Genomic DNA, 17,970 nt, shown 5'->3' with positions numbered 1-17,970 from the left:
GTTTTAACTGTTTCTGCAACCCTCAAGGTTGCCTAACATTAAACGGATTGCGGTGTAACGTTCGTCCGGAAGCCCGAATAAAGCCGCTTGAAAGGATTCAATTTTATCTCATGGATGAGGTGTATGATGGAAATTTCAACGATTATCGGACTAGTTTTAGGGCTGGTTTCACTTGTAGTGGGTATGTTCCTGAAGGGTGCACCCCTTATCAACCTGGTTAACAACCCGGCAGCCTACGTTATTATTTTTGTTGGTACGGCAGCAACTATTTTCATGGCATTTCCCATGTCTGAAGTTAAAAAAATCCCCAAGCTATTCGGGGTACTGTTCAAAAAGCAGCAACTGATTGACCGTGTTTCTCTAATCGGCACATTTATGGACTGGGCTTCCACCACCCGCCGTGAAGGTTTACTTGCACTTGAATCGAAAGTCGAAGATATTGATGATCAGTTCCTGCGCGGCGGTATGCGTATGATTATTGACGGCAATGATCAGGAATTTGTAAGTGATGTACTCATGGAAGATATTCATGCTACAGAAGAGCGCCATCGTGGCGGTGCCTTAATCTTCGCCCAAGCGGGGATGTATGCACCAACGCTCGGGGTACTCGGGGCCGTTGTAGGTCTCATCGCAGCGCTTGCCGATCTCAGTGATATGGAAAAGCTCTCTCATGCGATTGCAGCGGCGTTTATCGCGACACTTCTCGGTATCTTTAGCGGTTACGTGTTATGGCATCCGATGTCCAATAAACTGAAGCGGATGTCCAAGAAAGAGATGGAAATCAAGCTGATGATGGTCGAAGGCTTGTTATCGATACAATCCGGTGTATCCACCATTGCCATTAATCAAAAATTATCTGTATTCCTGACACCTTCCGAACGTAGACAGTTGGAAGAGAAGGAGGGCTCATCAGGTGAAAAAGGCTAAAAAACACGAACCGCATGAAGAACATATAGACGAGAGCTGGCTGCTTCCCTACTCCGACTTGATGACGTTGTTGCTCGCTCTGTTTATCACACTATTCTCTATGAGCTCTATAGATGCAACGAAGTTTGAACAGATGGCTTCAGCTCTGAGCAGCGCATTGAACGGTGGTTCGGGTGTACTGGATCATACCTCCATGAACCCTACAGATTCCACTACAGATTTGGGCAAAAACAAACAGCAGCCTGAAGATATCAAGAAGACACCGGCTCAGATTACAGATGCGCAGATGGCTCAGAAAGAACAGGAAGATCTGGAGAAACTCAAGAAGAAGCTTGATCAATATATTCAGAAAAATGGCCTTTCCGACCAGCTGAATACCAAGCTGAATCAGTCTGAGCTCAAGATCACGATCAGTGATAACGCCCTGTTCTCCTCAGGCCGGGCTGATGTTAAGCCCGAGTCTCGTTCACTGGCCAAAGCCATCTCTAGCATGTTGCAGGAATTCCCGGAATATGAAGTCGTTGTGTCCGGCCATACTGATAATGTTCCCATTTCGAACAGCCAATATAAGGATAACTGGGATTTAAGTGCCGATCGAGCACTGAATTTCCTCAAAATTCTGTTATTAAATGAGACGCTGGACCCAGCGAAATTCACACCTAGTGGTTATGGAGAGTATCACCCGATCGCTAGCAACCAATCTGAAGCTGGACGAGCTCAGAATCGTCGGGTAGAAGTTTCAATTATCCGGAAGTACCAGAGTAACAACACGTCCGTGAAAGCAGTTGAACAAGGTAACTAACGGGGCGTTCGTTGTGCAAGCTCATGCTTAAGTCACTCTCCTTCTTCACAGGAGAGTGACTTTTTTTCTATCCACTGATATCAAAAAGCGCTGCTTTCCTTGTGGGAAGCAGCGCTTTGACAATCATTTAATTATTATTTATTCCATCGTATAGTCCAGGAGACTGCTTAATTCCGATTTTTCTGCGGGCGTTAGTTCTCTCCATGTGCCTGTGGCCTGTTCGCCAAGATGAATGTTCATAATTCGAATCCGCTTCAACTTCCGAACCTCATAGCCAAATGCACTGCACATCCGGCGTATTTGACGGTTTTTCCCCTCCGTCAGAATAATGCGGAACACCCGATCTGATATGCGAGTCACCGTACAAGGCAACGTCATTTCGCCAAGGATCTTGACACCTGTGCTCATGCCTCTCAAGAAACTTGGCGTTACTGCACGATCCACGGTCACAATATATTCTTTCTCATGGCGCCCTTCGGCTCTTAGAATTCGATTGACGATATCTCCGTCATTGGTCATCAGGATCAGACCTTCCGAATCCTTATCCAGACGACCAATCGGGAAGATGCGCTCTTTGTGCCCTACAAAATCAACGATATTCCCTTGAATGTGACGCTCGGTTGTACTCGTTATTCCAACAGGTTTATTGAGCGCAATATATACGTGTCTGCGTTTTTCCTTAATGGGTTGACCATTAATTCGAACATCATCACCATCTTCTGCTTGACTGCCCAGTTCTGCCGTCACTCCATTAATCGTTACTTTTCCGCTTTCCACCAATCGGTCGGCCTCCCGACGGGAACAAAAACCTGTTTCACTGATAAATTTATTAATACGCAAAAGGTAATCTCACCTCGTCTAGTTCTCTTCGTCTGTAAGTTCATTGTCCGTCTTATGTTCTTCCTCTATACTCTCCGGTTGCTGCTGGGAAGCAGGCAGGTCGATAATGACGGTCGTCCCCTTGTTCATGACGCTTTTGATATCCATCATGCCCTTATGTGATTGAATAATGCGCTGGCTGACCATCAGGCCAAGCCCTGTACCCGATTCCTTGCTTGTAAAGAACGGTTCCCCCAGCTTAGGCATCAGTTCTTCTGGAATTCCAGTGCCTTCATCCTTGATTTCAATCCGAACCCGATTATTCTCTTCGTCATGATTGAGTTTAATTCGAATATTGCCTCCGTCTGGCATAGCCTCCATGCCGTTCTTCAACAAGTTAATGAAGACCTGCTTCAACTGGTTCTCTTCACAGTGTACCATAGCCGAGTCGGATGAAGCATTCAGTACAAATTCCACACCATGCAGATGCGCCTGACTGTCCAGTAATGATATAACATCTCCCAGAATGAAGCGAATATCCCGTTCCTGAAAATGAACCGCCTGTGGTTTCGCCAGTATCAGAAACTCTCCCACAATGAGATTAATTCGATCCAGCTCGGATAGCATCAAATCCAGGTGACGATGATTAAGCTTATTCGTCTCTTGTTGGAGCTGGAGGAAGCCACGCAGCGTTGTAAGCGGATTACGTATCTCATGTGCAACCCCGGCTGCCAGCTGGCCTACCGTCGTCAGTTTCTCGGAACGTCTGAGCAGCTCCTCCATACGATTACGGCTTGTAATGTCTCTGGATACACTAATTAGTGCTGTAATCTCGCCTGCTTCATCCCGGACTGGTGCTGTACTCACGCTAACTTCGACACGGCTGCCGTCCTTCTTCATCCATGTCGTTTCATTAGAGGTAATGGACATGCCCTCAATCAACTGGGCATGCTGCTCTCGCATCTCCTCTTCAGCGCCAGGAGGGATAATCTTCAATTGGCGGCCTTCAACTTCACGACTGCGCCATCCGTACAACTGCTCAAAGGCACGATTCACCCGCAATACATTTCCATCCAGATCCGTAATATGAATCGCGTCTGCCGTTTGGTTAATGATCGATTCCAAATGCTCTTTTACCGCCCGATTTTCTTCATACATCTGTTTCAGGCGATTCGTATAATGCCCCAAATTACGAATCATGGCATTAATACGGTTGGCTAATTGGCCCAGTTCATCTTTCCTTCTCACTTTCAGACGGAAGTCAAAATGACCGTCAGCCACATCATTCACTTTGCCCAAAATAGATTGAATAGGACGCGTAATATAGCCCGCAAGCAAATAGCTGCCAAAGATCACAATCTCCAGCAACACAAGTGAAATCGAGGCATGGCTAACCAGCTGTTCAGATACCATGGAGGATATTTGCTTATAGTCCATGACAATACTGATCACATAAGATGATTCATTTGGAGTAAATATAGGAATGAAGCTTTTGAGTACCTTTTGTTCATGAGTTTCACTGACAAAGGATACATTCTGCCCAGTACGAATTGCCCGTACAACCGCCTTGTGATCCTCTTCTGCGGTACCATATTGATATGTACCGAAACGAATAGGCCTGTTGTTTAGCTTGCTGTGGTTCGTATCCCTTCCGTCATTGCTCATGCTTGAGCTGCCGAAGGTCAACGGGTTGATGCCTGTAATCTCCAGAATCGATGGATTAACTTCACGAATCTTATTCAAAATCTCGTCTGGACCAGAGATCTTCACATAGCTGTCTACAGCGGCATTATTATAGAAGGGATTGATTATGTAATTTCTCTTCCCATCATGATAGTAACCCCAGATATCAACATCTGACGGATTTGATGTAGAGTATTCGAATCCATCCGACCAAAAATGGTCCAATTTCTGTCCCTGTGAAATCGTAACCTGATGATTTTCAAAAAGCTGTTTAAATGCCTGATACCAATACGTCATGGATTTGGTAGACAATCCAATCTCCTTTGGATCGGAAGACCGGGTAACGACAATATCATCAGCCGTTTGCTCCATCAACGAAATATGGGAGACCCCGACTTTTTCTCTCATGCGAACCAGATCTTCATTTGTGATATTATGAATATCCGGGTCCAATTCTTCCGCTGCCATTACAGAGGCCAACCACAGATTGTTCCCAATCTGTCGTTTTACATATTCTGAACTGGACTGACTCTGTTCGACAGCAATTGCAATCTGTTTGGCCGTAAGCACCATCTTGTTTTCGCTATCCTGCCTTAAATTCTCTTCTGTAGTATAATAACTCAGTGCTATATTCAAAACTAATATGACGAGCACCGAGCACGACATAATCATGGATAATTTCGTTTTAATAGACAACTTTTTCGTTCACCTCTCGGCTTGTACCCTCTGGCGATATATGGCAAAACCTATATCCATCATAACTGTTGTCTGTCTATTTGAAAAGGATAATTGACCCTCGTCCAAAAGTTACCGTTTGGCTGAAAAACGCGAATTCCATTGTATTTTGTCTTTTCCATGCCTACAATGGGAATAACCACTAAAAATTATACACAAATCCACAGGCATGTGGATAGTATGTTCATAACTATGTGAGCAACTCGTTAGTTATCCACAGACTTATACACAACATGTTAACAAACGAATGTTTGTTCGCCGCACAAATGCTCTTTGGAAGGAGTTTTATATTTTAATGAAGGATGACGTTCTCCAACCTGATCTTTCGCATCTCTCGGAGGAGGCTCAACATGAGCACTGGATGCGTGAAGCTATTGCTGAAGCATCCAAAGCAGAAGCACTTGGTGAAGTACCCATCGGGGCTGTAATTGTTCAACATAACCGCATTATTGGACGTGGTTATAACCTGCGCGAAACAACACTTGATTCCACAGCACATGCGGAGATGGTCGCCATAAGGCAGGCCAGTGAAGCCATCGGTGCATGGCGACTGCTGGATTGCAGTCTGTACGTCACACTGGAGCCCTGTCCCATGTGTGCAGGTGCCATTGTGCAATCCAGAGTACCTCGAGTCATATATGGTACCGCTGACCCCAAGGCCGGCTGTGCAGGAACGCTGATGAATTTATTGCAGGAACCTCGTTTTAATCACCGAACCGAAGTGGTTACTGACATTCTGCAACCGGAGTGCTCCACCATGCTGACTCAGTTTTTCCGGCGTTTACGCAAAAAATAGAATCTGACATCCATCAGGAAAGGAAGGGCAATCCATGCCGCTTACACTGTACGACACACCAAAAGGAATAAGTCTCCGGTTACTTACTTCACAAGATACAGAAGCGTATCTTGCTCTTATTCAAATCACACGTCTTCCCTACCAAGCTGTTGAGCCTATCCGCGATGATGAATTCTATACGCTGCATACGCAAACCAGACGTATTCAGGATAGAATGCAGGCGGCAGAGGAAGGAACAGGGTATCAATTCGGAATTTTCACAATCGATGATGGTGTTCTTATTGGCCAGGTTAGCTTGAACAATGTCGTTCAGGGCGTGGCCAATTATGCTGATATGGGATACTTTATCCATCCAGACTATCAGGGCGGTGGACGAATGACAGCAGCCGTGAAGCTCGCTGTATCCTACGCCTTCCGTGCCTTGAAATTAAATCGTGTTCAGGCGGCCATCCTGTTATCCAATACTGGTTCCAAACGTGTCCTGGAGAAAAACTGCTTTCAGGCTGAGGGCATTGCTCGTAAATATCTCAAAATTAACGGAGCGTATCAGGATCATCAGATCTACGCCGTGCTTGCCGAGGACTTGGGCGAATCGTTACAGTAATTGAACAGACCGTGGCAACAAAAAACAAAGAGCCGCCCGACCCTAAGGTCAGCGGCTCTTTGTTTTAACGAATGAATCGGAGAATTAATATCCGTAAGATGCGTTCATTAGTTCTTCAAACTCATCCATTGTTATAACGTCCTCACCAGTAGGAATATTGATTTTGAAAGCTGGCTTCTCGTTAATTTTGGTGTATGTGTTTGATCCTGTGAATGCAAGCTTAACTTCATCCTTGGTATCAGGCTGTTTAATCAACAGATCAGCAACCATTTTTTGATATACTGGGAAATCTTTTTTGTCTAAAGCAAAATCAATGTGGAACTGGTTAATGGTCAGTGTGTCTTTCAATTGGTCCAGATCTTTAGCCATTTCAGCTTGATCTGCTTCAGTGATCTTCAAATCCTCTTTGGCTTTGTCGATATCTGCCTGACTCATTTGCAACATGTCACGGTATTCTTCTTTAGAGATGATATCCAGTACTTTTGGCAAAGCTTTGGTTACCAGAACAGTAACGGCTTCTTTCACATTGTCATTGTTGACCGAAAATTGAACGACTTGCTTGGCATCCAAACCTTCAGGAAGCTGTGCATCCTTCACATCCAGGTTTTTAAAGAATTTATCCTGATCGTACTCGCTCAGAACCGCATCCATAACTTCATTGCTCAGCTTTTGTGTTTTCGCGGCATCCATAGCATCCGGGTTCCATTCCGTTCCTTCTTGCTCAGCCAGTTCTTTCAGATCCAGCTCCAGGAATTTACCAACAACCGTTTCCGGAATCGGGAAGAACGGAATACTTGGCACCTTAACATATAACTTCTCAGCGGTCATAACCATTGGAATGGTAAATGTCATACCCATATCGCCCTTAAGTTCAATGCCTACCGTCATTTCGGTTTGCATTGGCTCACTTTGGTATACGCCAGTTACATTCAACTGGGCATCCTTCAGCATGCTCATAAACTGAGACATCGTTGGATCCTGCTGTGACTCGTCTGCAGCTTTATAGCTCAATTCATTAATAGTGAAATTAGAACTCATCTCATACGAAGTCAGTTTGGAAGCATTGGCTGCCGCCGTCTTCAATGCCTCTTTCGGTTCTTGCTTGCTGCTACATGCTGTCAGTGCCATAGATACGGTTAACAGCAACGTAAGAAGAAGCGCCCCCATACGTTTAGTCATTTGTTTCTCTCCTCTCGTGATAACCCCAAAAAAATAATTCAATATCAATGATATACCATTTATTCTGAAACGGAAACACGATTTGGGAAATTTGTGAGCTTTACTCTCTAAATTGGCTACAAAGACCTATGTAAGCTTTAGAATCAAAGGGTGCGCTCCTTTGATTCATGTATGAACGCGCAAAAACCCCGGTTTGTTAACCGGAGTTATAGGAATTGTTATGCATTTTTAATATGTGCTAAAGAAAGGAATGATCTTTCCTTTATTTAACCTAGCCCTGAGGATTGTTATGATCCACATGGTTCTGATTTTTCACTTTTTTGGAGCCTGACAACGGTTCCTGCATGGAAGAATGCTTTTCAGGTTTTCGATGTTGCTCAGCGGCCTGGGCTTCAGGTACAGGTGTTGTTTTGGGTTTGCTCATGTTGTTCCCCCCTTTTCGTTTGGATTAGGAATGGGACGGGTCCATATCTTCCGTTTTGTCATGATTCATGGAATCCTGATGCCGACGGTCATTCGAGTCCTGTTGAATCTGTTGGGCATGGTGACTATTCACAGGTATCTGATCCAGATCGGCGACTACATTTTGCAAGTTTTTATCAGTTCCAGCTTTGGCTTTGCTCACGTATTACCACTCCTTTGACGTCTACCTACTGTCTGGTTTTGGGTTGCAACGACTGGGCACATTCATGAATATGACGCGTGTAATCCTGAGCCAATTCCTGAATGGGCTCTGTCCGTTCATCCGTCGTCCTGCCATCACGTTCCACATCAATCAGCTGCACGCTGACTTCACGAGAATCCACATAGGCACACTTGAAATCAAAAGAGTACATCTGGTGTCCCGCTGTAGCGATGTGAATTCGAATGGCCTGCTGATCGGCCTCGTCAGCCATAACCTGAGCCCGATCTCCGACATTTAGAACTTCAGGCAATCTTTCCTGCCAAGCACCTACAAGCTCCGTCTGATCTATGTTTAATTCGCGGTTCATCTTACCACCTCCACTCTTATATAAAATGCGGCGATTCGGATATTTTTATGCATCACATGGATATTGAAACAAACTGATTTTCTGTCGTAAACACGCTCTGGCAATACAGCGCATATGCAACTGCGCAGGATGTAAAAATAAATGCAAAAAAGGACCCGAGCGTATCGCTCAGATCCTTATCATAATTGTAGTATGGCGGAGAGGGTGGGATTCGAACCCACGTGGAGTTGCCCCCTAACGGTTTTCAAGACCGCCCCGTTATGACCGCTTCGGTACCTCTCCAGGACATTAACTTTTATAAACTTGCCAACGAAATTGATCATAACATAATTGTATGCCAGAAAGCAACCTTTTTATAAGAATTTATATATCCAATTTTATTAAGAAAGGATTTCCCCTACCAAGTAAAGATAAACGCGCTGTCCTTACGATTGGAATTGTTGTTCAGAATCTGTTCAGCCATGCCCTGTATAATTGAATCTAGACTTTTTCATGATGGGGTGATGAATTGTTTATAGGTGTATATCGGAACAATGACCCTTTGAACTCCTTACCTGAGGAACGAATCAGCGAACTGATCTCGGAGGGAATGAAAAAAGGTGCGCATGTTTTCCTTTTTGATGCAAGTCACATTGATGTGGAACAGGAAGTGATTCATGGTACCTTCCGAGAAGGAAATTCATGGGTACAAAGGAACGTCCCCCTCCCTGATGTGGTGCTTAATGAAGCACCTGAGCCTGGTCAGAACAGACCTGAATGTGAGGACTGGCTGCGCCGGAGGGTCCCCTTTACAACATTTCTGATTCATGGAAAATACGACATTCAGAAGAAATTGAAGCCCCTCTTCAAAGATTTCCTCATTCCGACAGAATGCTTGCAGGATCCGGATCAATTTCTTGCTTATTTGGATGTTCACGGAGAAGTTATTGATTTCCGAATACATATTCAGCGTGATGGAACGGGACGATGGGCCCTGACCAAAATGTATGCCCGCACTGGAAATACGGACTCCATCATCAGCAATATAAGTAAAGGTGGCCGCATTGAGGATGCCGCTGATCTGCTCTATCGTTTATTCCCAAGTCAAGCAGACCGGATCAGTCGTGAGATGGAGCGGCTTGCTATTCGTATAGCAGAGACAATCAACCGTTCGTATTCCTTTCTTATCGATGAGCTTGGTACGGATTTTATCGTGACTCCGGGAGGCCGAATATTTTTCGTGGATGCCAATATTAGCCCCCCAACACCGTCTCATGAACAGGTTCGAGCAGCAAGAACGATTGAATATGCTCACTATGTAGCCAAAGCAGGGCAATTAACACCCCATCCCGTTATTGCCATGCTTACCAATGACCCCAATGATAAGCAACTCGCGGATGCCTGTGCCTATTCAGCAAAATGGAGTAATGCAGTGTTTTATTATTTTTCTCCACACGATGTTCATGCGGAATTGCGCTATATCAAAGGGTATGTCCTGGAGGACGGGGAGTGGGAAGCTCGGTACTGTCCCTTCCCCGATGTGGTCTATGACCGATTGAAGGCACGTGGAAATACAAATTACAGTGATGTATACGAGGCTTTAAGACATATACCTTTCACCGATGAACGAAACGGAGGTTCCTTTAGCAAGAAAGAAATTTTTGAAATACTTCAAAATCATGCAGAGCTTAGTTCGCATCTGATCACGTATACTACCGTTGAAAACGTTGGTGAGATTTTGGCTTTCATCGATACTTACGGGACTTCTATCATTAAACCCTCGATAGGCTCGTTCGGCAGCGGAATCATTGTCGTTCAGCATGAACAGGAAGGCTTCGCCGTAAAGACTCATGAGCATGTTCATCAAATGAATGGTGAGGAGTTCGGGCAACTGATTTCCATGCATGCAGCCCAAAAAGGATTTATTATTCAAAAGTTTATTCATAGCGAAACCCGGAACGGACTTCCTTATCATATAAGACTGCATCTGGTCCGGAACGGAAGCGGGGAATGGTCTTTCATTTCCGCTTTCCCTTTCCTCTCTACCCCTAGCGAGTATAAGGTGGTAAACGACGCCGGTTCACTTCGTACATTTACGACATGGGACTGCCTTTCTCGTCATGAGTTTCCTAATAAGGAAGAAGTCATGCTGATGAGACTGGAACGGATGGCGACCATGGCGGCTGATCATATTGCAGGCCATGTAAAGGAGCGACTCTGCGAGCTGGCCATTGATGTAGGGATTGATTCGCTGGGTGAGATTTGGATTTTTGAAGTCAACATGAACAAAATCGATTCAACGCACAGGGAATTTGAAGTCGCACAACATATGATTCCGTTTACTCTTTCTTTGCGTTAGTTCTACATTTACAACATGGTCATGCGTACTTGGCTGCGTTGTACAAAATAATCATAACCCTACCTAACAAAAAAACCGTCTCCTTAGCCAATGGAAAGTTCTGAACTTCCATTTGTCAGGAGACGGTTTCTTTCATTCATTTAATTGAATAGCTTAGGAACGACGTGCGATCACGCTGACTCCGCCCATGTAAGGACGCAGTGCTTCAGGAATAACCACTGTTCCATCTTCTTGTTGGTAGTTCTCCAGTATAGCAGCTACTGTACGCCCTACTGCCAGTCCTGAACCATTTAAGGTATGAACAAATTCCGGTTTCGCTTTTGGTTCTCTACGGAAGCGGATATTGGCCCGACGTGCCTGGAAGTCTTCGCAGTTGGAGCAAGACGAAATTTCACGATACGTATTGCTTTCCGGCAACCAAACCTCAATGTCATACGTTTTCGCAGAGGTGAAGCCCATATCTGCCGTGCACAACGTCAGAACACGGTAAGGCAGTCCCAATAATTGAAGCACACGTTCCGCATTTTGTGTCATGTTCTCCAATTCCTCATAAGAGGTTTCAGGAGAAGACAGTTTCAACAACTCCACTTTATTGAACTGGTGCTGACGAATCAAGCCGCGTGTGTCCCGCCCAGCAGAACCGGCTTCGGATCGGAAACAAGAGCTGTACGCTACAAAGTGCTTCGGCAGTTGATCTGCATTCAGAATCTCCTCGCGATGATAGTTCGTTACCGGAACTTCAGCGGTAGGTATCAAGTAATACTCGGTATCTTTCAGCTTGAACAGGTCTTCCTCGAACTTCGGCAGTTGACCCGTTCCAAACAAGCTGTCCCGGTTTACGATGTATGGTGGCAAAATCTCTTCGTACCCATGCTGATCACTGTGGAGATCCATCATGAAGTTAATCAAGGCACGTTCCAGACGTGCACCAAGCCCCTTATAAAAGGTGAAACGGGATCCTGTTACTTTGGCAGCCGCTTCAAAATCAAGAATATCGAGATCCTGTGCGATTTCCCAGTGTGCTTTTGGTGTAAAGGAAAACGACTTAGGCTCTTCCCAACGACGAATCTCCACATTATCATCTTCGGACGCACCAACAGGTACACTCTCGTTAGGGATGTTCGGAATCGCCATAGTCAGATCGTTGATCTTCACTTCCAACTCACGCACTTCTTCATCCATTGCTTTGATTCGATCGGATACTTCGCGCATCTCAAGGATCAACTCGTCTGCATTTTCGCCACTCTTTTTAAGCTTGGCAACCTCTCCGGATACCGTATTCCGGCGACTTTTCAGGTTTTCACTCTCCTGCAGCAACTCGCGACGCTTGGCATCCATGTCCGTGAACCCAGCGATTAGATCCAGCGATTTGCCACGTTTCGTCAACGCTTCTTCAACACGTGCGTACTCATTCCGCAATATTTTCACATCAAGCACTAGATATTCCTCCTAAATAACACCACAAAGTAGAAACCTTCCTTATTGTCCATTCCATAGCTTTGCGGCTCCGCATAACTTTTATCATTCCTTATTGGTAAAAAACAACCTATGGCCTCCGGCGCTACCCTACGCTGCGATTCCCGCTTAAATACGGGCAACATCAGGCATCCGACCAGACAGCACCGCACCAGCAAGCCTTGTGAGCCTCTGAAGGACTGATCTGGTATACCGGCAGATCATAGGTTGTATATCATTCACTATTGGTTCTGTACAGACTGTTTATACGATCTGGCCATGTCTACGAAGTAAGCATGCAGTCGATAATCATCTGTCAGTTCAGGATGATAGGAGCAAGCCAGCAGATGCCCCTGGCGAGCAGTAACAATCTCATCCTTGTAAGTGGAAAGAACCTCTACCTTGTTCCCCACACTCTCAATCAGAGGTGCCCGAATGAACACAGCCCTTACCGTTTCCTCAATACCTTTAACCGGAAGATCTGTTTCAAAGCTTTCCCTCTGCCGTCCAAATGCATTTCTGGATACGGTCATGTCCATCAGCTCCAGATGAGCTTCCTCTTGTCCTGCAATATGTTTAGCCATAACGATCAAACCAGCACAGGTTCCGAACACTGGTTTACCCTCAGCAGCGAATGCCCGAATGGCCTCCATGAAACCATATTTGCGCATTAGTTTGCCAATCGTGGTACTCTCACCGCCAGGAAGAATCAGCCCATCCAGCTCCTCAAGTTGCTGAACCTGTTTGATAGCCAATCCTTCTGCTCCGGCCCGTTCAATACTACGAATATGCTCTGTGACTGCCCCTTGAAGTGCTAAAACGCCGATTTTCATATGCAATTCCCCTTCTCTTACCAACCGCGGTCCTGCATGCGCTCGGAAGGCGCAAGTTTGGAAATCTCAATACCTTTCATCGGTGCCCCAAGGTTTTTGGACACTTCAGCAATCAGTTTGTAGTCTGTATAATGCGTTGTCGCTTCTACGATGGCACGTGCAAATTTCTCAGGGCTGTCCGATTTGAAAATCCCTGAGCCTACAAATACACCATCTGCGCCCAGGTGCATCATAAGTGCAGCATCTGCAGGAGTCGCTACGCCACCAGCTGCAAAGTTAACTACAGGCAGCTTTCCATTCTCATGTACATCTAGCAAAAGCTCATATGCAACGCCCAGGTTCTTCGCTTCGGCATAGAGCTCGTCCTTGGACATATTGGTTACTTTACGAATCTGACCATTAATAAAGCGCATGTGACGAACGGCTTCGACAATGTTTCCTGTTCCCGGTTCTCCTTTGGTACGAATCATGGAAGCTCCTTCGCCGATCCGGCGCAACGCTTCGCCCAAGTCTTTGGCGCCACATACAAACGGTACAGTAAACTCGTGTTTGTCGATATGGAATACTTCATCAGCTGGAGTCAGAACTTCACTCTCATCAAGGTAATCCACTCCTAGGGATTCCAATATCTTGGCTTCAACATAATGTCCAATCCGCGCTTTAGCCATAACAGGAATGGTTACGACTTTCATCACTTCTTCAACAATGGTTGGATCCGCCATACGGGCTACTCCTCCTGCTGCACGAATATCAGAAGGAACACGCTCTAATGCCATAACTGCTGTTGCACCTGCTGCTTCAGCTATTTTAGCTTGTTCGGCATTCATAACGTCCATAATGACGCCACCTTTTTGCATTTCAGCCATACCTCTTTTAACGCGTGATGTTCCCGTTTCCATATTCCAAGCCCCCCGTAATGTATGTGTCAATCTTGTCCAAGAACAGGATGTGAAACCTCTAATGTCAGGTAGAAGAACAATAGACTTTTTAGCTGATCCATACGTAGAATTCTAACTTGATATTTTACCGGAAAAATTGTAAATATACAATCCATTCAGTCGGAATTACTTGTATTTTGTCAATGGACCATCGACACAATATTAAAAATGCCATATTGTCCTGTTCTCTTGGAGCCTTTGCCTATTAGAACAGGTTTTTGATGCCATCAAACAGATCAACGAAGAAATCTTTTACTGCACGGAAGAAGAGACGGAACCAACCGCCTTTTTCAGCTTCTTCTGCGGTAATAAGGTTCACTGTCTTCTCCTGAGGTTCGATTCCATCCGCTTTATACGTATAAGTAACCGTCCCAACTTTGGTTCCGGCCTTGATTGGAGCGACTAGTTTATCAGCTTCAGTTACATTTGCTTTAAATGTCACGTCCAGGTTTTGAGTACCTTTGGGTACAACGAAACTAACAGCATTATCCGTCACTACAGGTACAGTCGTTTCCGTCCCTTTTTTCACAGGTACAGCTTCCCAGCCTGTGACTTTAGTTTTGGCAGCAACCGCCTGTTTAACTTCAAAGTTGTTGAATCCATAATCAAGTACTTTCTTCGTTTCTCTGAAACGCGCCGGCTCTGAATCCGTACCCATAACCACACTAATCAGACGCATGCCATCACGTTCAGCCGTTCCTGTAAAGTTATTCCCTGCGTTCGTGGTATGGCCTGTTTTCATCCCGTCCAGACCCTCGTAGGCATAGCTTTTGAAATTGGTGATATTTTTATTCGCTTCCAGCATCCAGTTATAGTTGATGATTGGATCTTTATCATTGGGACGGAATTTGTAGGATTGAATCGTTGTAAAATCTTTGTAGTCCGGGTGGTCCATGATGATATATCTGCACAAAATGGCCGCATCCCGTGCTGACATAACGATTTCTTTATCTTCAGTTGGACGGAAATCCGCAGGCATATCCGCACGATCCAGACCTGTGGAGTTGATGAAATAGCTATCTTTCATTCCCATACGCTTCGCTTCATCATTCATCATTTTCACAAAAGCTTCTTCAGAGCCTGCAACATATTCAGCCAAAGCAACCGTGGCATCGTTAGCAGAACCTACGGCCATAGCAATGTATAGCTCCTTGACCGTATGCTGGTCACCTTTTGCCAGGAAAATGCGCGAACCTGTACTCTTGGCTGCATTTTCACCTACAGTGACAACGTCATCCCAACTAAACTTTCCTTGCTTAACTTGCTCAGCCACGATATACTCTGTCATCATTTTGGTCATGCTGGCAGGCGGCATAGCTTTATCCGCATTAACATCGAGTAGAATCTGGCCCGTTGAAGCCTCCATCAGCACGGCTGATTTAACATCGAGTCCCAGTGTGTCTACCGAAGGAATGTTCACGGCCTTTTCAGTCTTCGTTGTTGTAGCCGCCGCGGTCAACACCTGGCCGGAATCGTTGGCAGCAGCCATAACAGGCATTACCGCAGACATGCAGAGCATATTAATCAGCATAACCGAGGCTACGCTTTTTTTGAGCATTTGACGTTTTTTCTTATTCATTTGTTTTGCTTTCAATGATGAATACTCCCTTCGGTCCGAAGCTTCTCTTGTGTGCTTCAGTGCAGCTTGAGCTGCAATATTTTCTTAGTCCCTAACAGGTGGAGATGATGTGTGAGATGTGTCGTATATGCGCTGTATCGAAAGAGCAATGTCATTGCTCCTAAAATTCGTATCGATTGTCACTTAGTTAGCATTAAATGAAATGCTTATGTAAAAGGACGTCCGCGCTTCTTTTCTAGCTGGGCAGCCTTTTTCTATCAATCCAAATTCATTGTCAGAAGCAGTTTCATAGACTCACGTCAAAAAACCGCCGCAACGCCCTAATCCATAAAGGATCATTACCGCTTGTTCTATTCTATCACAGGGGTATCCGCAAAAAAAGACAGGCCCGGCGAAAATCGCCAAGCCCGTCCTGGAAATAATTAACACAATGCGGATTACAACGAATAGTTAGGTGCTTCTTTTGTAATCTGTACGTCATGCGGATGACTCTCACGAAGTCCCGCACCTGTAATACGAATGAATTGAGTGTTATTACGAAGCTGTTCCAAACTGCTTGTACCACAGTATCCCATACCTGAGCGAAGACCACCAATCAACTGATGAATGGTATCAGATAAAGGTCCTTTGTAAGCAACGCGTCCCTCGATTCCTTCCGGAACCAGTTTCTTGTCATCATCCTGGAAGTAACGATCTTTACTTCCTTGTTTCATCGCAGCCATTGAACCCATGCCACGGTATACTTTGTAGCTACGTCCTTGGAAGATTTCCGTTTCTCCCGGGCTTTCTGCCGTACCTGCAAACAAGCTTCCCAGCATAACTGCATGAGCTCCTGCAGCAAGAGCCTTGGTAATCTCACCAGAGTACTTGATGCCACCGTCAGCAATGATCGGTACGCCATATTCACGTGCTACATTTGCACAATCGTATACTGCTGTTACTTGGGGAACACCGATGCCAGCAATTACACGAGTAGTACAGATAGAACCTGGACCAATTCCTACTTTGACAACTGAAGCTCCTGCTTCGATCAGTTCACGAGTTGCGTCGCCTGTAGCAACGTTACCTGCAACAATCGTCAGGTTAGGGAAACGCTCGCGCAGCTGACGAACCGCATCAATGATGTTAATGTGATGTCCATGTGCCGAGTCTACTGTAATCAGGTCAACACCAGCTTGAACCAATGCATCAGCACGTTCAAAGGTATCTTTGGAAATTCCGATCGCTGCACCAACCAGCAAACGTCCTTGTGCATCTTTAGCTGCGTTAGGGAATTGAATTGCTTTTTCAATATCTTTAATGGTAATGAGGCCTTTCAGTGTGTTGGACTCATCTACTAATGGAAGTTTCTCGATTTTGTGTTTCTGGAGAATGCCTTCTGCTTCTTGCAGTGTAGTACCTACAGGTGCAGTAACCAAATTCTCACGAGTCATGACTTCACTGATTTTAATGGAGAAGTCGTGGATAAAACGCAAGTCACGATTTGTCAGGATACCCACAAGCTTTTGATCTCCTTCGACAATCGGTACACCGGAAATACGATATTTCGCCATAACCGATTCTGCATCCGAAACCAGATGTTCCGCTGTCAATGAGAACGGGTTGGTGATAACGCCACTCTCCGAGCGTTTAACCCGATCCACTTCCTCCGCTTGCTGCTCAACAGACATATTTTTATGGATGATACCAATACCGCCTTCACGGGCAATCGCAATAGCCAATGTCGCTTCAGTAACAGTATCCATACCAGCACTAATCAAAGGAATATTCAGTTTTACGCTGTCACTCAAACGAACAGATACGTCCACTTCTTTAGGCAGTGTCTCGGACTTCCGGGGCACCAGCAGTACATCGTCGAAGGTGAAACCTTCCTTACCAAATTTATCTTCCCACACGCGGGCGTTCCTCCTTATGTTTGCTCAGCTTTACGGTCCAAAACCCGAAGATCCCAGGCTGTATTTTATGCCGAAAATACGTTTTCTGAAAAATTTATTATTGCCATCTTAGCAAAGCGTTATTTAGACTGTCAAGGGAAACTCCCTGGTTATATTAGGTGTATTGCCTGATGCATACAACTGTATTTCTCGTACGGACAGGTTCATTTTATATATAAAAAAGCCACTCCATATGAGTAGCCTTTACCTAGGTTAAACCAGATCGTTAACTGTATCTAAACTAATATTTAATTCTAATTTTCTTCCTTAAAACAAATAAAAAACCACCACCGAATAACATCGGCAGTGGTTCTTTGCTTGGCGGCGTCCTACTCTCCCAGGACCCTGCGGTCCAA

General features: G+C 45.2%; 16 protein-coding genes and 1 tRNA gene. 5 read left to right on the top strand and 12 right to left on the bottom strand.

Annotated elements, in window-relative coordinates:
* Positions 1-126 precede the first annotated feature (126 nt).
* Both motA and motB read left to right on the top strand, forming a co-directional pair.
* Positions 127-927: a flagellar motor stator protein MotA gene (motA, locus tag P5G61_RS30675; protein ID WP_024628803.1), complete on the top strand. Its 801-nt coding sequence runs from the start codon at positions 127-129 to the stop codon at positions 925-927.
* The gene (gene motB / locus P5G61_RS30670) at positions 914-1,729 is read left to right on the top strand and encodes a flagellar motor protein MotB (protein ID WP_079345542.1); all 816 of its coding nucleotides are present in this window, start codon (positions 914-916) and stop codon (positions 1,727-1,729) included. The genes motA and motB overlap by 14 nt, the downstream gene beginning before the upstream one ends.
* A gap of 138 nt (positions 1,730-1,867) precedes the next feature.
* Here motB and rluF read toward each other — a convergent pair whose 3' ends face one another.
* Together rluF and P5G61_RS30660 are read right to left on the bottom strand one after the other, a co-directional pair.
* The gene (gene rluF, locus P5G61_RS30665) at positions 1,868-2,569 is read right to left on the bottom strand and encodes a 23S rRNA pseudouridine(2604) synthase RluF (RefSeq protein WP_301249914.1); all 702 of its coding nucleotides are present in this window, start codon (positions 2,567-2,569) and stop codon (positions 1,868-1,870) included.
* Between the two features lie 18 nt (positions 2,570-2,587).
* A complete protein-coding gene (locus P5G61_RS30660) occupies positions 2,588-4,927 on the bottom strand; it encodes a PAS domain S-box protein (protein ID WP_301249913.1) in 2,340 nt (779 codons plus the stop codon).
* 334 nt (positions 4,928-5,261) lie between these two features.
* Between P5G61_RS30660 and tadA the strand changes: the two genes are divergently transcribed.
* Complete coding sequence (tadA, locus tag P5G61_RS30655; RefSeq protein WP_301249912.1) at positions 5,262-5,762, top strand: tRNA adenosine(34) deaminase TadA; 501 nt, start codon at positions 5,262-5,264, stop codon at positions 5,760-5,762.
* A 34-nt stretch (positions 5,763-5,796) separates the two neighbouring features.
* Positions 5,797-6,366 carry a GNAT family N-acetyltransferase gene (locus tag P5G61_RS30650; protein WP_301249911.1) on the top strand — a complete coding sequence of 190 codons (570 nt, stop codon included), beginning with the start codon at positions 5,797-5,799 and terminating at the stop codon, positions 6,364-6,366.
* Positions 6,367-6,450: 84 nt separating this feature from the next.
* Here P5G61_RS30650 and P5G61_RS30645 read toward each other — a convergent pair whose 3' ends face one another.
* From P5G61_RS30645 to P5G61_RS30625, 5 genes are all read right to left on the bottom strand, one after another.
* Positions 6,451-7,545: a hypothetical protein gene (locus tag P5G61_RS30645; RefSeq protein ID WP_301249910.1), complete on the bottom strand. Its 1,095-nt coding sequence runs from the start codon at positions 7,543-7,545 to the stop codon at positions 6,451-6,453.
* A 271-nt stretch (positions 7,546-7,816) separates the two neighbouring features.
* On the bottom strand, positions 7,817-7,969 hold the full coding sequence (locus tag P5G61_RS30640) for a small acid-soluble spore protein P (protein WP_024628810.1): 153 nt from the start codon (positions 7,967-7,969) through the stop codon (positions 7,817-7,819).
* A 24-nt stretch (positions 7,970-7,993) separates the two neighbouring features.
* A complete protein-coding gene (locus tag P5G61_RS30635; protein WP_173405207.1) occupies positions 7,994-8,170 on the bottom strand; it encodes a hypothetical protein in 177 nt (58 codons plus the stop codon).
* 25 nt (positions 8,171-8,195) lie between these two features.
* Positions 8,196-8,537, bottom strand: coding sequence for a hypothetical protein (locus P5G61_RS30630; RefSeq protein WP_024628811.1), 342 nt, complete (start codon positions 8,535-8,537; stop codon positions 8,196-8,198).
* A gap of 193 nt (positions 8,538-8,730) precedes the next feature.
* A tRNA-Ser gene (locus tag P5G61_RS30625) sits at positions 8,731-8,819 on the bottom strand.
* Between the two features lie 226 nt (positions 8,820-9,045).
* On the opposite strand from P5G61_RS30625, the gene P5G61_RS30620 reads away from it, so the two are divergent.
* On the top strand, positions 9,046-10,875 hold the full coding sequence (locus tag P5G61_RS30620) for a YheC/YheD family protein (RefSeq protein ID WP_301249909.1): 1,830 nt from the start codon (positions 9,046-9,048) through the stop codon (positions 10,873-10,875).
* Positions 10,876-11,028: 153 nt separating this feature from the next.
* On the opposite strand, the gene serS is transcribed toward P5G61_RS30620, so the two are convergent.
* The 5 genes from serS to guaB all read right to left on the bottom strand — a co-directional run bounded on the left by serS (position 11,029) and on the right by guaB (position 17,575).
* Positions 11,029-12,312, bottom strand: a complete 1,284-nt coding sequence (gene serS / locus P5G61_RS30615; protein WP_063567620.1) for a serine--tRNA ligase — start codon at positions 12,310-12,312, stop codon at positions 11,029-11,031.
* Between the two features lie 260 nt (positions 12,313-12,572).
* Entirely contained in the window at positions 12,573-13,163 is a 591-nt protein-coding gene (gene pdxT / locus P5G61_RS30610; protein ID WP_301249908.1) for a pyridoxal 5'-phosphate synthase glutaminase subunit PdxT, read from the bottom strand.
* A 17-nt stretch (positions 13,164-13,180) separates the two neighbouring features.
* Positions 13,181-14,062: a pyridoxal 5'-phosphate synthase lyase subunit PdxS gene (pdxS, locus tag P5G61_RS30605; protein ID WP_301249907.1), complete on the bottom strand. Its 882-nt coding sequence runs from the start codon at positions 14,060-14,062 to the stop codon at positions 13,181-13,183.
* Positions 14,063-14,306: 244 nt separating this feature from the next.
* Complete coding sequence (locus P5G61_RS30600) at positions 14,307-15,695, bottom strand: D-alanyl-D-alanine carboxypeptidase family protein (RefSeq protein WP_435874310.1); 1,389 nt, start codon at positions 15,693-15,695, stop codon at positions 14,307-14,309.
* A 422-nt stretch (positions 15,696-16,117) separates the two neighbouring features.
* Positions 16,118-17,575 (bottom strand): IMP dehydrogenase, encoded by a 1,458-nt coding sequence (gene guaB / locus P5G61_RS30595; protein WP_024628817.1) that lies wholly within the window; start codon positions 17,573-17,575, stop codon positions 16,118-16,120.
* Between the last annotated feature and the right edge of the window lie 395 nt (positions 17,576-17,970).

Origin of the sequence: Paenibacillus vandeheii, assembly GCF_030433635.1 — a bacterium.
GTDB lineage: Bacteria > Bacillota > Bacilli > Paenibacillales > Paenibacillaceae > Paenibacillus > Paenibacillus vandeheii.
This window is presented reverse-complemented; position numbering and strand designations above follow the sequence as displayed.